The 15,935-nt window shown below is 33.2% G+C and carries 9 protein-coding genes, 14 tRNA genes and 1 rRNA gene; 4 read left to right on the top strand and 20 right to left on the bottom strand.

Annotated elements, in window-relative coordinates:
* Positions 1-129 precede the first annotated feature (129 nt).
* Positions 130-1,431 (top strand): hypothetical protein, encoded by a 1,302-nt coding sequence (locus NYQ66_RS13860; RefSeq protein ID WP_259870291.1) that lies wholly within the window; start codon positions 130-132, stop codon positions 1,429-1,431.
* Between the two features lie 62 nt (positions 1,432-1,493).
* Here the strand turns inward: NYQ66_RS13860 and NYQ66_RS13865 are convergent, their stop codons facing one another.
* Genes NYQ66_RS13865 through NYQ66_RS13875 form a run of 3 tightly spaced genes read right to left on the bottom strand, consistent with a single transcriptional unit; the run spans position 1,494 to position 7,741 of the window.
* The gene (locus NYQ66_RS13865) at positions 1,494-4,439 is read right to left on the bottom strand and encodes a type I restriction endonuclease subunit R (RefSeq protein WP_259870292.1); all 2,946 of its coding nucleotides are present in this window, start codon (positions 4,437-4,439) and stop codon (positions 1,494-1,496) included.
* Positions 4,429-5,733, bottom strand: a complete 1,305-nt coding sequence (locus NYQ66_RS13870; protein WP_259870294.1) for a restriction endonuclease subunit S — start codon at positions 5,731-5,733, stop codon at positions 4,429-4,431. The genes NYQ66_RS13865 and NYQ66_RS13870 overlap by 11 nt, the downstream gene beginning before the upstream one ends.
* Before the next feature lies 1 nt (position 5,734).
* The gene (locus NYQ66_RS13875) at positions 5,735-7,741 is read right to left on the bottom strand and encodes a type I restriction-modification system subunit M (protein ID WP_259870296.1); all 2,007 of its coding nucleotides are present in this window, start codon (positions 7,739-7,741) and stop codon (positions 5,735-5,737) included.
* A 163-nt stretch (positions 7,742-7,904) separates the two neighbouring features.
* Here NYQ66_RS13875 and NYQ66_RS13880 point away from each other — a divergent pair, with 163 nt between their 5' ends.
* The 3 genes from NYQ66_RS13880 to NYQ66_RS13890 all read left to right on the top strand — a co-directional run bounded on the left by NYQ66_RS13880 (position 7,905) and on the right by NYQ66_RS13890 (position 12,602).
* Complete coding sequence (locus tag NYQ66_RS13880) at positions 7,905-8,651, top strand: MerR family transcriptional regulator (protein WP_259870298.1); 747 nt, start codon at positions 7,905-7,907, stop codon at positions 8,649-8,651.
* Between the two features lie 70 nt (positions 8,652-8,721).
* Positions 8,722-10,629, top strand: coding sequence for an ATP-dependent nuclease (locus NYQ66_RS13885; RefSeq protein ID WP_259870300.1), 1,908 nt, complete (start codon positions 8,722-8,724; stop codon positions 10,627-10,629).
* Entirely contained in the window at positions 10,629-12,602 is a 1,974-nt protein-coding gene (locus tag NYQ66_RS13890; protein WP_259870301.1) for a UvrD-helicase domain-containing protein, read from the top strand. The genes NYQ66_RS13885 and NYQ66_RS13890 overlap by 1 nt, the downstream gene beginning before the upstream one ends.
* A gap of 350 nt (positions 12,603-12,952) precedes the next feature.
* Here NYQ66_RS13890 and NYQ66_RS13895 read toward each other — a convergent pair whose 3' ends face one another.
* The 17 genes from NYQ66_RS13895 to rrf form a co-directional block, all read right to left on the bottom strand.
* A complete protein-coding gene (locus NYQ66_RS13895; RefSeq protein WP_259870303.1) occupies positions 12,953-13,684 on the bottom strand; it encodes a helix-turn-helix domain-containing protein in 732 nt (243 codons plus the stop codon).
* A 47-nt stretch (positions 13,685-13,731) separates the two neighbouring features.
* Positions 13,732-14,247: a hypothetical protein gene (locus NYQ66_RS13900; RefSeq protein ID WP_259870305.1), complete on the bottom strand. Its 516-nt coding sequence runs from the start codon at positions 14,245-14,247 to the stop codon at positions 13,732-13,734.
* Positions 14,248-14,430: 183 nt separating this feature from the next.
* A tRNA-Leu gene (locus NYQ66_RS13905) sits at positions 14,431-14,512 on the bottom strand.
* Positions 14,513-14,520: 8 nt separating this feature from the next.
* Positions 14,521-14,594: transfer RNA gene (locus NYQ66_RS13910), tRNA-Cys, on the bottom strand.
* 5 nt (positions 14,595-14,599) lie between these two features.
* Positions 14,600-14,674 (bottom strand) — tRNA-Gly (locus tag NYQ66_RS13915).
* Positions 14,675-14,682: 8 nt separating this feature from the next.
* Positions 14,683-14,757, bottom strand: a tRNA-Gln gene (locus NYQ66_RS13920).
* Positions 14,758-14,764: 7 nt separating this feature from the next.
* A tRNA-His gene (locus tag NYQ66_RS13925) sits at positions 14,765-14,840 on the bottom strand.
* A 66-nt stretch (positions 14,841-14,906) separates the two neighbouring features.
* A tRNA-Trp gene (locus NYQ66_RS13930) sits at positions 14,907-14,977 on the bottom strand.
* 33 nt (positions 14,978-15,010) lie between these two features.
* Positions 15,011-15,096, bottom strand: a tRNA-Tyr gene (locus tag NYQ66_RS13935).
* Positions 15,097-15,108: 12 nt separating this feature from the next.
* Positions 15,109-15,184: transfer RNA gene (locus NYQ66_RS13940), tRNA-Phe, on the bottom strand.
* Between the two features lie 20 nt (positions 15,185-15,204).
* Positions 15,205-15,281 (bottom strand) — tRNA-Asp (locus NYQ66_RS13945).
* Between the two features lie 89 nt (positions 15,282-15,370).
* Positions 15,371-15,447: transfer RNA gene (locus NYQ66_RS13950), tRNA-Met, on the bottom strand.
* Positions 15,448-15,473: 26 nt separating this feature from the next.
* Positions 15,474-15,549: transfer RNA gene (locus NYQ66_RS13955), tRNA-Val, on the bottom strand.
* 10 nt (positions 15,550-15,559) lie between these two features.
* Positions 15,560-15,634 (bottom strand) — tRNA-Glu (locus NYQ66_RS13960).
* Positions 15,635-15,655: 21 nt separating this feature from the next.
* Positions 15,656-15,747 (bottom strand) — tRNA-Ser (locus tag NYQ66_RS13965).
* A gap of 3 nt (positions 15,748-15,750) precedes the next feature.
* Positions 15,751-15,825: transfer RNA gene (locus tag NYQ66_RS13970), tRNA-Asn, on the bottom strand.
* Positions 15,826-15,838: 13 nt separating this feature from the next.
* Positions 15,839-15,935: ribosomal RNA gene (gene rrf / locus NYQ66_RS13975) — 5S ribosomal RNA — on the bottom strand; the annotation flags it as partial.

Consider the following 15,935-nt stretch of genomic DNA (forward strand, 5'->3'; position numbering starts at 1 on the left):
CTATAGATTTGATTTAATAACTTTTTTCTTTTATAAATAAATTGTAGGATATTACTATAACAATTAAAACAACTCATTACACCACTATTTATAATCAGCCTACCACGAATTTAAAGGAGGTTGATGATTATGACAAATCAAGAAGAAATACTAGATATGAGAAATAACGAATGGATGGCGATCTTGGAGAAGGTTGCGGAATTAAGGAAAATCCTTATACAAATGCAGAGCGGTGAAATATTATTTTGGATAAATGGTGGATGGCATTATAGAAGCAATGAGTACAATTTTACTAAGGATTATAATACTCCCCATTTTATCCTTTCTTTTGAACATCTAGGAAATATCGATGAAGGAAATGTAGAGAATGTTATCTTAAATATTATTAAATTGCTAGATTTCTATAATACTTACATTAATTTTCATTATGACAGCGGCATTAGTTTCGAGGATTATTTAAGGAAAGAAGAAAATAAGGATATTTCTACTATTTTACATGATAGAACTCACGATAGTTTATGTTGTTCCTATAGTTTTTACGTATATAGTGACACTGGCAGGAATGTATTCAATTATACCTTTTCATGGAGTGAGAATGATAAAGGTATGCAGATAGTTTTTGATAATTCAAAGTACGGTTATGCGAACTTTTATGATCTAACAATGTTTTTATTAGAAGAGTCCAATTGTATACCAGATTATGAAATGTACACCCAGTTTTGTAAGAAAATAAGGGAATTTCAAAGTCACTACTACAAGACTAATTCAAACACTGATGGAAATTTATTTACTTCTTACTCTGAGGTTGAGTTGCTAAACCCAGAAAATAGAGAAAATCGTTTTAATTCAAAGAAAGGTTCTTATTTAGTAAATCGTGCAGTAAAGATTGCAGATATAATTGGTTATTTTGATATGGACATTGGGATAAGTAATAAAAAATTACTAGAAAAGTATATTGATACTGATTATCTGTTTACCAATTTTGGGTACTATGAGTTTTTCAATAACATAACTGTTCAAGAAGTTTACCAAATAGTTATGGATACTATCGAAAACAAATTACCAGAACCATTCTCTATCAGAAAACATACTTGTAGATATGATAATAGATTTAAATTTGTAGTGAATACAGGAACTGATCAAACTGAATGCGTAGTGGAATGGAACTACCTGAAGGAATGCTATAGAATTAAAAAAGGTGTTAATACATATACGTTTTTTGAATCATACAATTCACTAATACACCACATTATAAGAGAATTTATAAACGAAAATAAAATTCATAAGGATAAACTTGTAACGGATTGTACACATCTAATCAAAGCAATTGAAAAATCTTCAAAGATGGATATTGACTTAGATCATTTAATAAAAAGCATAAATGACCCAAAGAATATTGAGCATATACTTTACAGTGATTTACCTTTTTAATATCATCTTACCATTTAAAACCAATAAAAAGTGCCCTTTGCATCAGCTTAGGGCACTTTTTATTAGGATGGATTATCCCCTTCAAATCTATAATCCATTTCAAACATTTTATCTGTGTACCATTCACGGAATTCTTCATTCTCTGTAAATTTCTGATACATATCAAACTGATCAAACATATAATCTTGAAAAACTTCCTGCATAATTCGCTTGAAAGCAATTTTGGCATTTTGCCGATCCGAGTGATTCTTCGTGTTCTGGTATTCTTCTTTTTCAACTACTTTTTGAGGAAGCTCTTCCATCATAAATTTACGAATCGAATCATTTTCAGTCAGGTCTTTACCAAACTTTTCATTGAAGTCCCGCACAATTTCGCTTAAATACTCTAATTGTGGGTCTTTTATGACACTTGACCCACCCGTTGAAGCGGGATCTAATTCAGTATTTCCTTCCAAGGTAATGTTCTGCATCTCTTTTTGATCTACTCGATAACTATCTATATCTATAGCTTCCAGTATCCCTTCTGATAGATCATCATCAGACAGTTTAGGTAGTTTAGGCAACAAATATTTTACAGTCGTTGCTAATGCAGTCCAGTCCTGCTGATTGTACGGAAGGATTTGCGACAAGAAAGAATAAGCACGGTGAAATGCTCTTGCTTTTGTTTTAAATTCAACTTGATCATCATAAGGTAGTTGCTTAAAACGTTCAACCATTGCTTCTAGAATTGGATCTATAACCTCTCTACTAGCTCCCTCTAAATACTTATCAATTACTTGCATTATTTCTTCTTCAGAGAACACCTGCATCTCTACTAAATCATCATACAAATCATTTAATCTATTAGGATCAGTACCTTCACTTAATACTGTAGTCTTATAAAAAGGATCAAATGCCTCTTTTATCTCTAGAGCTGTATTAGCAAAGTCTAAAACAAATGTCTCATTTTTATATGGTTTATACGCACGATTTAACCTAGAAAGCGTCTGCACTGCCCTAACGCTATTTAGTATTTTATCAACATACATAGTGTGAAGAAGGGGCTGATCAAATCCAGTTTGAAATTTTTCTGCAACAATTAGAAATCTATATTTATCTTTTTTAAATTCCTTACGTATATTATCTCCCGGAAAGCCATTCATTGAAGATTCATCGTATGATTTATCGTCAATGGTTCGACTTCCCTCGAAGGCAACAAGTGCTTCAATATCTAAATTTCTTTCTTTCAGTATTCGATCAAATGCTTCTTTATATCTAATAGCGCTAATAACTGAACGTGTAACAATCATCGCTTTCGCTTTACCATTTACTTTTCTTGGGCGATAAACTTGATCCAAGAAATGATCTAACATAATATTTGCTTTTTTAGCAATTGTTAATTCATTTGTTTCAACAAATGATCTCATCTTGCCTCTAGCACGACTACTATCAAATTTTGGATCGTCTTCTATTTTTTTATAGAGTTTATAAAAACTTTCATATGTGGTGTAATTTTTTAAAACATCAAGGATGAATTCTTCTTCAATTGCTTGTTTCATACTATAATTATGAAATGCGATATAAGTACCATCTGATTGTTGGTCACCGAAAATTTCTAAGGTCTTATTTTTAGGAGTTGCTGTAAACGCAAAATAACTCACATTAAGAGGCATTCTCTGACTTTCTACAAATTCGTTGATTTTGTCTTCTAGAGTAATTTCTTCTTCAATTTCAATATCCTCTTTTGAAAGAGCTGCATTCATTTTTCCCGAAGTATTACCTCCTTGAGATGAATGTGCTTCATCAATTATTATTGCAAAGTTATAATTCTTTAATTCTCCTATATCCTTCACAACATAAGGAAACTTTTGAATAGTTGTAACAATAATTTTTTTGCCAGACTCGAGGAAAGCTTTTAATTCACTACTTTTTGTTGCTGCTGCCATTACCCCATCAACATGTGAAAACTGCTTGATGTTGTCACGAATCTGTTTATCAAGGATTTTTCGATCCGTTACAACAATCACACTATCGAATATATTGTTCTCTCCATTAGCATTTTTAAACTCAGATAATTGATGTGCAAGCCATGTTAATGAGTTACTCTTACCTGAACCTGCACTGTGTTGTATTAAATACCTATGCCCCGGTCCATCTTCTTTAACTTTATATAGTAATTTGCGTACGACCTCTAACTGATGATAGCGTGGGAAAATCTGCTTTTTAGTTATTTTCTTAGTATCTTCATCTTCCTCTTCCACTAATTGAGAGAACCATTCAATGATGTTTGCTAAACTATTCTTTTCCAATACCTCTTTCCAAAGATAATCAGTCTTTAATCCATTTGGATTAGGTGGGTTCCCTTTACCGAAATTATAGCCTTTATTAAATGGTAGAAAGGTTGTACTATCACCCTTTAATTCAGTTGTCATATAAACTTCTTGATCATCTAAAGCAAAGTGAACAAGGCATCGTCCTAATTTAAAAAGTTCTTCTTTGGGGTCCCGATCATTTCTATACTGACGAATTGCATCCACAAAGGTTTGACGGGTTAAAGTGTTCTTTAACTCCATTGTTATGACTGGTAAACCATTTATAAAAAGAACCATATCAAGCGATTTATTAGGTGTCGATTCAGAGTAATGTACCTGACGCATTACTGAAAAAATATTTTGCTGAAAGTTCTGAAAAGATTGTGCATTTAAGGTTTCAGATGATGGTCTCTTATAATAAAGTTTAATTTTTACGTCTCCATCACGAAAACCATCGCGTAGGACTTTTACAATCCCTTTTTTCCTTATTTGATCGCTTATTCGCTTAAAAAATCGTTGTTCAAAATAAACTCCGTGCCGATTTTTAAGTAGCTTAATTGCTTCACTTTGAGTTGTTATAAGGAACTGCATAAGGAGTTCCTTATCAATACAGTAGTGGGGATCATAGTTAATATACGTACGAGTAACATATCCATTTTCATTAAGATGAAGCTCTATAATCTCTTCAATCCCTCGTTCCGACATATCAGTTACCATTTTGCCCATATCCTTTCTCTTCACTCACTTTATGTCTTCCAGTTACCATATTTAAAACTAAGGCATCAAAGTATTCTTTAACTTTTGCAATCTCATTATTAACAGAATCAATTAATATATTAATATGCGCTAACTTTTCGCTTATAAAATTAACAATCTCAACTTGGTCTTTATACGGGGGTCTTATAAATGGGATATCAAAAAACTCATTGGAATACAGTCTCAGTCTAGATTTGTGAATCCCAGTTGATCTGACATTATATTCTGCTATATATGCTCTAGACCTTAAAAGCATATCCAAATACTCTCTATAAAATAAACAATCTTCTTTCATTCTATATACAGCATAAGAAGGGCTTACTATTCCACTATGACTTGATACACCGATTCCACCAGCCCATGCCCACATGATATTACTTACAATGTCATGTGGAACACATAGCTTTGATCCAACATATGATTCCGCCATAAACATATTTATTTTTTTCTCTGAACGTGGAACAACTCCATTAATATGTGATACCGAAAGTAATTCTTCTTTTCCTGTTACAGATCTTTTATCTATTTCCTTAAAATAATATTTACCCCTTTTTACTTCCCAATGAGATGGTATTGATTTAATACCAGTTATTGGTCCAGACTTAGTATTCCCTTCATTCTCTAAACCAAAAATGTACTTTTCTATAATTGTTGCTTTTAATTCTATTAGTTTATCAACCTTCTCATTTTTTATTTTTATTAATTTTTCTACTTCACTTTGTTTTTCATCCAAATATTGAACAATTTTTTGTTGCTCCACTAATGGTGGCAATAATGACTTCATTCGTTTGAAATCCTCAAATCTCAGGTTCAGTTGATCATCATGGATACCATAAGAGTTTTGATATGATACTTTTGCGTAAACTGATGTTCTGAATAAATAATGGTAGTATTTGGGGTGTATATTTATCTTTGGTTTTAAAATAATATAAGCTGGACTTACAATTCCCTCATAGGAACTAACCCCGATAGCTCCTTGCCACATACGCATTTTATTATAAGCCAAGTCACCTTTACAAACATGTTTGTAACTAGTTTTATCCTCATTAGATGAATCTCTTTTAACGCTTTCTTCTAATAATTCTTTTTGAGTTATTACTCCTCTTTTAATAGTTACTGCAAGTAAAGGCAAATATTCGAATCCTTTTTCACTTCTTTCTTCAAATAGGGCAACATTTGGTACTACATCCCAATGTTCCGGTACTCTATTTATCCAATTTAAATTTGCTTCCTTGTATCTTCCATACTTCTCCATTTTACTTCACCTCTTCCAACAATTGATGAAGCAATCCCTCTGACTTTTTATCAAGTTCTATGAGTTCACTTGATATATCCTTAATTTCTCGTAATTCATCATACTTATAAAAATACTTTGTAAACAAAATATCATACCCGATAATCGTTTTATCATAATCAATCCAAGCATCATCTACATAAGGTAAAACTTCTCTATCAAAAAACTCATTTATATCGTCATTAAGCGGAACTTTTTCAGTATCACGAAGATCAACATCTGGCTCATATTCTACTGTAGATTTCGCTTTTTTCTTAATTATTTTTTCAGCAGCACTGTCCCTCTTTGTAAAGAAATCTAACAAAAGTTTTTTCTCCGTTTTATTAAGTTTTATATTGGTCTCTTCTAAGGCACTATCTAAATCTTTTATTACAGAGTTATAATTCATATGTTTTTCTAAACCAAAGGTCTCTCTTAACAAACTTACAAGCTGATCTATGTTTGAAACAAATTTTTTGTACTTTTTCTGATTTTCCATAAACGCTTTTTTCATATTTTTTATTTGTTCATCATTAATTTGCATTGACAAACGTAAAGGTCTTTCCACTGTAATTTTATAGTATCCAAATTCTTCTTTGTCAAAAATTCTTGATTCCTCTGTTTCTTCAAATTTAACATACGAATCAAGGATATTTTGAATATGTTCCTCCTTTAATTCATTACTCTTTTGTCCAAGGTTTTTTCTCATCTTTTCATACCATTTTGATGCATCAATTAATTGAACTTTACCCTGTCTCATTGAAGTCTTACGATTAGACAAAATCCAAATATATGTTACAATCCCTGTGTTATAAAACATATTTTCTGGCAAAGCAATAATTGCTTCTAAATAATCATTCTCGATAATCCATTTTCGGATATTACTTTCACCTGACCCTGCACCACCTGTAAATAGGGCTGAACCATTATGAATAGTTGCAATTCTGCTTCCTAATGAAGTACTTTCCTTCATTTTTGAAAGCATATTTACCATAAATAGTAATTGGCCATCTCTAGAACTAGGTGTACCCATTTGGAAACGATTATCTTCAATGTTTCTTGTCACGGGATCGGTTAATGCATCTTTATCAACCTTCCAACTCTTTCCGTAAGGAGGGTTCATTATCATAAAATCAAATTTCATATCTGCAAAATGGTCACTAGATAATGTTGATCCATATTTAATATTTTCTGGGGTATTTCCTTTAATCATCATGTCAGACTTACAAATTGCATATGTTTCTGGTTGAACCTCTTGGCCATATAATCCTAGGTTTATCTTTTTCCCCTTATTTGCAGCTAACTCTTTTAGGAAATTTTGAGATTCAGTAAGCATTCCACCTGTTCCACAAGCACCATCGTATATAAGGTAGTCAGAACTCTCAATTTTATCAGCAATTGGTTCAAACATTAAATGTGTCATCAAAGCTACAACATCACGTGGGGTAAAGTGTTCCCCAGCTTCTTCATTGTTTTCTTCATTAAACTTTCTAATTAGTTCCTCGAACACGTAACCCATATCAAGACTAGTTAATTTTTCTAATTTCAAATCTGGTTCGGTGTATCTTTCTACCAATTTAAATAATACATTTGCTTCTTCAAGCGTTTCTAGTTGATTATGAAATTTAAATTTTTGTACAATTTCACGAACGTTGGGACTAAATCCTGCAATATATGTTTCAAAATTTTCTCGAATTTGACTAGGTTCATCTAATAATCTACGTAATGTAAACTTTGAAGTATTATAGAAAACATAACCCGATGCTTTCTGTAACGCTGCATCTTGATTTACCATACCCTTTTCATTCAAGAAATGGTGCACCTTTTCAACCTCTGCTTTAGTTGGTTCAAGAAGGGCATCGATTCTTCGTATGACTGTCATTGGTAGTATTACATCTCTATATTTACCTCTAACTAGTACATCCCTTAAATAGTCATCGGCAATCCCCCAGATATAACTAATAATTTGATTAATATTAATATTGTTCATGGACTTTCCTCCTAATTTAATTCCAACTTAATTGTACTATAATACTAGCAATTTCTCTAAACAATTTATTAAAGAAGAACCTTCCACGTCTATTATGTATTTGAGGCTTTAGTATGATACTCTATCATTAAAACAGTAACATTTTTTGGAAGGAGGTAATTCGTTGGATAAGTATCCAAGCAACTCTTTTGAATACCTAATTGAGAGTATAGTTCAAACTGAAATCTCCCAACTGCTTAACAAACTTAATGATAAAACAGTTAAGGACCAAAGAAATTATTTAACTATCAAAGAGGTATCATCCATGACAGAAATCGGAACCTATACTCTAAGACAGCTAACATATGCAAGAGCAATGCCACATTTAAGAGTGAAATCAAGATTGTTATTTGATGAAAAAGATATCGCACAAACTATTAAAGATTTTAAAGATAACGGCTGGACTGATCCAGAAAATAATTGGGATGTGAAAACTGTTCAATCCGATATTGAAGAATTCCAGTCCAAAAAGGAGGACCCTATTTTGATAGATGAGGTTATAAGAAAAATTATAAGAGAAGAACTAGATGATTTTTCTAAAGAAATATTGAGCCAAACAAAAATAGATAAAGAGAGATATTATGGTCGAACCATATTAACTATTAAAGAATCTGCAAACTATTTTAGAACCAGTCCTTCTACTATTTATTCATTAATTAAAGAAGATGGAATGCCTCATTTAAAGTTACATAGTCGTTTTCTTGTTGTTTTAGAAGAAGCCGAAGCATTTTTATGGAGGGAAACTGCAAAATCTTATGCTGAAGAAGGTAATATATATTGGCAACGAATCTTACAAAAACTAGATTGGGAAGAAAAAGAAAGAAACTTAGCATATGAGAAAGCACTTAAACGGTTAGAGGAAAGTATTTAGTACTAGTTTTCAAGTTATCAAAGTTATTTTTCTTATGTGTTATGAACTTATATATGGGAGTGTGTTTTATATGTATCTGTCGGAACTTTCAATAAAAAACTTTCGTAAATACGGAAATCCCGGACTTAACTTAAATTTTAATAAGCACTTAAATGTACTTGTTGGAGAAAATGATTCAGGAAAGAGTACTATCGTTGAGGCGATAAAGTTTGTTCTTTCTACACATAACAATGATTATCTTAGACTAAATATTGAGGATTTCCATTTGGCAAAAGGTGCAGATGAAGAAGAGAGAGCAACTGAAATTAACATTATTTGTGTATTCAGTGGTTTTAACGTTGAGGAAGCAAAAAACTTTTTAGAATGGCTCCATGTAGATAAAATTGGTGATACACCCACCTACAGTTTAAAAGTTTTATTTTCTGCAAAAAGAAAAGATAAAAAAATATTTTACGATATTTCAGCTGGAGGAATTGATACTGGAAAGTATTTAAACGGTGAGGCAAAAAACTTATTAAAAACTACTTACCTTAAGCCGTTGAGAGATGCTGAAAATGAGATGACCTCAAGAAGAAATTCAAGGCTTTCCCAAGTACTTATTAATCACTCTGCATTCGAAAACGAGGAAGAACATGAACTAGTAAATGCAATTAAAGAAGCTAACGATAAAATAATGGATTATTTTATCGATAAAAATAAAGTCGATACTGATAAACCTGTTTTGGAGCATGCTACTGAAGAGAATACCGGTGCACAAATATTAAAGGAAATAAATGAGTACCTTGAAAACTTCTCTAGTAACAGAAATATATTAAAGTCACAATTCAACATCTCTGATATTAAATTAAAAAGTATTTTAGAACGTTTACAATTAAATCTTGAAGATGCTAAACCCGGGCTTGGTTCACATAATATTTTATTTATTGCAACAGAATTACTCTCTCTTCAGCAAAAAGATTACGAAGGGCTTAAATTAGCACTTATTGAAGAGATTGAAGCTCATTTACATACACAAGCACAAATGAGGTTAATTGACTTTTTACAGAAGAGATCATATGAGAGTGATATACAACTAATCCTTACTACACATAGTACATCATTAGCTTCAAAAATCCCCCTAGAATCTATGTTTATATGTCAAGATGATAAAGTGTTCTCTCTAAATTCTGATGAGACTGGACTTCTTAAAGGAGATTATTTATTTTTGGAAAGATTCTTAGATTCTACCAAAGCAGACTTATTCTTTGCACAAGGAGTTATTATGGTTGAAGGAGATGCTGAAAATATTCTTATTCCTACAATTGCACAAATAATCGGTTTACCATTATCTAAGAACGGTATCACAGTTCTTAATGTAGGGAGTACAGCATTTCTACGTTATTCAAGAATATTTATTAGGGCAAATACTGAGAACGGAACTATTAATATTCCAGTGGCATGTATAACAGATTTGGATATTAAACCTGAAATAAACACTCAGGACCAATTAATTGATCCAACCCTTGAGACTATTGAAGTAAAAAGAGAAGGGATAACAGCTAGATTAACTCAACAAAATGTAAAAGCATTTATTTCTCCACATTGGACATTAGAACATGACTTTGCAAGGAGTACTTTTCAAGAGGATATTCTTAGAGCGGTATTATGGGCAAAAAAAATACAAAATAGTGATTCTGTTGGGCTTACTGATACTAAGAAGGACAAAGTTGAAGAAGAAATAACTGAATATAAGCAATTCTGGAAAGACAAAAATTATCCATCTGAACGAGTTGCATATGAAATCTATGAAAATATCATAACAAAGAAAAATGCAAAAGTTTCCAAAGCAATAATTGCACAATGTCTCTCTGATATTTTACTGGAGAAATTTAAAGAAGACCCAGTTTCTACTAAAACACAAATACTTACCGACCCACTATTAAAGTATCTTGTTAACGCTATTAGATATGGTGCGGGCATTAGTGAGGTGAATGAATAGTGTATGAAATAACTGATGAAGAAATTAAATGGGCAGAAGAAATATTACTCCCTAGCGGTCTAAGTTTTGATGTTCAAAGAAGAAATGTGATTAAATGCTTATCATCTAAAGATATTATTGCTTGTCCCGGTAGCGGTAAAACAACAACTCTGTTAGCAAAACTGTTAATATTAGAAAGAAAATTACCACTAGATCATAATCAAGGGATCTGTGTTCTCACACACACTAACGTTGCTATTGATGAACTTAAGAACAAAATAGGTAATCGCAATTCTAGACTATTTAGTTATCCAAATAACTTCTCAACCATTCAGTCCTTTGTTAATAAATATTTAGCGATTCCTGCTTATCAATACTTTTTCAAAAAGGAAATCCACATCATCGACAATGAGTATTACAAAGAAGAATTTTACAAAGAATTCAATAGAATTTTTAAAGGATATAGAGATAACATTATTAAAAAAGCTGCCTACTCCCCTGTACATACTCTATTACGTTTAGATTATCATGAAGATAACCTAATTTTAATGTGGGGTACAAAGCCACTAGAACAGGTTTATAGAAAGGGAACTCCTACATATAGGTTTCTATCTGCTCTTAAGAATAGAGTGCTTCAACGCGGAATTTTAACATTCCAAGAGGCGTTTGCTCTAGCAGAAGAATATATCAAAACTTTCCCAGAAATTAAAACAATAATTTCTGGAAGATTTAAGTATTTGTTTATAGACGAAATGCAAGACACATCCTCTAGGCAACAACAAGTTATTCAGAGTATATTTGATTTTAATAAGGTTGTTACTCAATTCTATGGTGATCGAAATCAAGCAATATATGAGGAAAATAGTTCAGTTGAAGTTAATAACTTTGTACAGGGAGAACCACTTTCAATAGAAAATAGTTTAAGGTTTTCACAATCAATCGCTAATTCAATAAAAAACATCTGTGTCAGTCCACAAGATTTAAAGGGAAATGGTACCATTCGAGAGTTAAAGCCTACCATTATTAAATTTAATAAAGAAAATATTCATAGAGTTCTCTCTACCTTTGGAGAATTAATCGTAAATAATAACCTTGTACAAGAAGGTAACCATACATTTAAAGCTGTAGGAAGAGTTACACATAATAATGATGGCGAAAAAATCGTTATTCCTAGCTACTGGCCCTATTTTAATAAAAGAGAAAAGTCGCCTTTAGAGAAAGCAACAACTTTCAATGCCTATATTAATCATTTAAACAAACTAAACTCTACGTTTGCAAAAGACTATAGAGAAACATTCATTAAATGCTTTATAAACTTCCTACGACACTTAAATATTAAAAATGACTCTCGTTATTTTACAGGAAAAAGTCTTATAGATTATCTCGATAATAAATTACAAAAAGGCTTTAGTGATATTGAAAAATTAATGACAGACTGGACATTAAAATTAAATTCTGGTATTAACATTGAAGCTGACCTAAAAAGTTTTTTAAGTAATGAGTTTTTATCTCATTTCGAGGTAACAGTTTCAAAAGAAAATTTATCTAATTACTTTACCCCTAATCTAGAGGTTCCAAACGATGAACAGGAAAGTGTAGCCAACGTCCAGAAACAAAGTGATTACCTTTATGTATCAGAAAATGGAGAGAACATACTTATTAATATCGACACTATTCATGGTGTCAAAGGAGAAACACATACAGCTACATTATATTTAGAAACTTTTGCTTATGTTTACGAATTTGATCAAGGTAAGATAATAGACTACCTAAAAGGAAATCATACTAAGCCAAAGAAACGCCAAGAACAAATACTAAAACTTGCATATGTAGGTATGTCACGCCCATCTCATTTGTTATGTGTAGCAATACGAGAAGAAGCATTAGAAGGTCATGAATTAGATCTTATAGATTTGGGTTGGGATATTGTAGATGTACAAGCACAGAAGAAAGAAATAAAACCTGAAGAACAGACAATTGTACTGCAATCCTGAAACCTTAAGAATAAGCATTGGGTATAGCTCAACCCAATGCTTATTCTTCTCTTTAGCAAAGTTTACGCTACGTATCATTATTCCTTTTTAATTCGATAAGCAGACATTCAATCTCTCTCTCCATTATAATAGCAAATACATTATTGCTTTCCATTCTAACAAATACATTTTCAGTAGTTATCTTTTTGATTGTAGCAATTCTGTGATTTAAACTGATTGACTTATTTACTGGAGAAGTTTCCATCCTTAGTAGTATCTTACAACCTTCATGTTCTTTCCTTAATTCAAAACTATTGACCCTTATCATTAAGTTACTTCCGATTTTTAAATAGAGTTGATTGTTGTACATTTTAATACCTTACTTCTTCAGAACCTGATAAGCCCCTTAATAATTTAAGAGCCATTTGACTACTTTCCATATTTTGATTAATAGCAGCCTTCAATAACTGAATTCTATCTCCTTCTGTTGTTTCAGGATTATTATCTAAGCCTTTTAATACTCTTTCATAAACAAAACTAAAATCCCCAAACAAATAATCAATAATATTTCTATTCAAAGCTCTCAATTCTTTTATATCAAAACAATCTTGATTACTTATCGTAATACAAGAATTAAAAATTGACATTATCTCTGTAAAGGCTTCTTTTTTAACATTAATTTCATCCTCGCTCAAATCTTCAAAAGACCTCCCAGATCTTGATAATGATGAATAAGTTAAAAGTCCAAATAACACTGTATCAAGGTTAACTCCATAAGGAACTTTTAAATTCTGTCTATCTTCGAAATGTTCTTTAATTTTTACTGATGAATATTGGATAAACTCTCCTAAAAAATCACAGTCCCACGTGTCCAAAATAAAATCCGAAGTTCCCATTATATAATCTATTGAAGTATTTAATAGTTCAGCTAACTGAACTAAATCCTCTAATGTCGGGCTTCTTACATTATCCAAGTAATCTTGAAGAGTTGTCTCACTAATATTGGAATATTTAACTAGATGAACAATTTTAAGACCATTAATTTTTAGTAAATGTTGGAGTTTATCTCCAATTACTATTTTTAACTCCATGTTATTATTCATGAACTTTCATCCTTTCATTGTCTCTCTAGAGTCAGCTGAATAAGTAATTAAAGTAGTATTAAATATCCTATTAACAAAGAAATCGGGACACTAAATAGCAATACCTTTCCTTGCCAAGTAATACTGCTATTGAGTTCACAATCTTTATTATTGTTTCTTGCTAATATATAACCCCGAAGAATACAAAACCATAAATATCCCCCTGACATTAGAAACATGAGAAAATATATGCTTAGAAAAACATTTTCAGTTAATACATCAATGGCATAACCAGATACTAAATATAAAACAAACTTTCCTACAAATATCTTGATGACAAAACTCTTTGGCAAGCCCTCCCTTATATCCTCCACTTTTATAGGATTTATCTTTGTTAGAATTATGTTGAATACAAAGCCACCAAGAAATAATGTGAAAACTGAAAGGATATAATAATTTGTTGTTTGAATTCTATAGTGCCACCACATTAAAGGCAAACATATAGTTGTAAAAAATATTGAATAGTAGAACATCATTGCAAGCATCGCGACCTTATGCCAAAAAAAATCAATTATTTTCCCCAAATATGCTCACCCCCATATATTGTTATTAGTTTAACGTAGATACTAAAATATCTCCGCTATTATGGGCACATTCAGATATTAATAAAGGTTAATTAATTAAAATAGAACACAAAAAAAGACAGGTAATAACCTGTCTTATCTCTTACGATAATAATAATTTGTAGTTTGTGTGTATAAAGTAGATACCGGTGGTCGGGGTCGAACCGACACTCCAGAAGGAACACGATTTTGAGTCGTGCGCGTCTGCCAATTCCGCCACACCGGCATAAGAATTGGAGGCGGTAACCGGATTTGAACCGGTGATAAAGGTTTTGCAGACCTCTGCCTTACCACTTGGCTATACCGCCTCGATTGGAGCGAAAGACGGGATTCGAACCCGCGACCCCCACCTTGGCAAGGTGGTGTTCTACCACTGAACTACTTTCGCAAATATAATGGCTGGCCCAGCTGGATTCGAACCAGCGCATGACGGTACCAAAAACCGTTGCCTTACCGCTTGGCTATGGGCCAATATAAATGGGGCGGCTGATGGGAATCGAACCCACGAATGTCGGAACCACAATCCGATGCGTTAACCACTTCGCCACAACCGCCATTAGAGATAAAAAAGCGACAATCATGTTTTTAAGAACGAATGTCGACTAAATAAATATAAAGAGCAGGGGTAGTAGGAATCGAACCCACACCAAAGGTTTTGGAGACCTTCGTTCTACCGTTAAACTATACCCCTATGATATTAGATCAACTTTTTTTGAAATTTAAGTGGTGGAGGGAGTAGGACTCGAACCTACGAACCCGATGGGAGCGGATTTACAGTCCGCCGCGTTTGGCCAACTTCGCTATCCCTCCACTAAATAAAAGTGGTGGCTCGGGACGGAATCGAACCGCCGACACACGGATTTTCAGTCCGTTGCTCTACCGACTGAGCTACCGAGCCAATACATATTTTTATAAAAGTGGCGGTCCGGACGGGACTCGAACCCGCGACCTCCTGCGTGACAGGCAGGCATTCTAACCAACTGAACTACCGGACCAATGATATGATTTTTTGGTTGCACTTTTCAAGTACTACGTATTTTTCACTAGCAGTGAAGCAATTCCAACGTAGTAAGTGAAAGTAATTTGGTTGCGGGGGCAGGATTTGAACCTACGACCTTCGGGTTATGAGCCCGACGAGCTACCAGACTGCTCCACCCCGCGATAATATAAAGTATAAAGTTATAATATGGTGGAGGATGCAGGGCTCGAACCTGCGACCCCCTGCTTGTAAGGCAGGTGCTCTCCCAGCTGAGCTAATCCTCCACTGTATTAATGGTGACCCGTACGGGATTCGAACCCGTGTTACCGCCGTGAAAGGGCGGTGTCTTAACCGCTTGACCAACGGGCCATAAAAAGAGTTTTGTTAAAGTGGCGGAGAGCGAGGGATTTGAACCCTCGGTACGGTGTTGACCGCACACACGATTTCCAATCGTGCTCCTTCGACCACTCGGACAGCTCTCCATATGGCTCCACAGGTAGGACTCGAACCTACGACCGATCGGTTAACAGCCGATTGCTCTACCACTGAGCTACTGTGGAATAATGGATAAAAGCCTGGCGACGTCCTACTCTCACAGGGGCAATGCCCCAACTACCATCGGCGCTGAAGAGCTTAACTGCTGTGTTCGGCATGGGAACAGGTGTGACCT

The sequence above is a fragment of the Aquibacillus koreensis genome, assembly GCF_025154055.1.
GTDB lineage: Bacteria > Bacillota > Bacilli > Bacillales > Amphibacillaceae > Aquibacillus_C > Aquibacillus_C koreensis.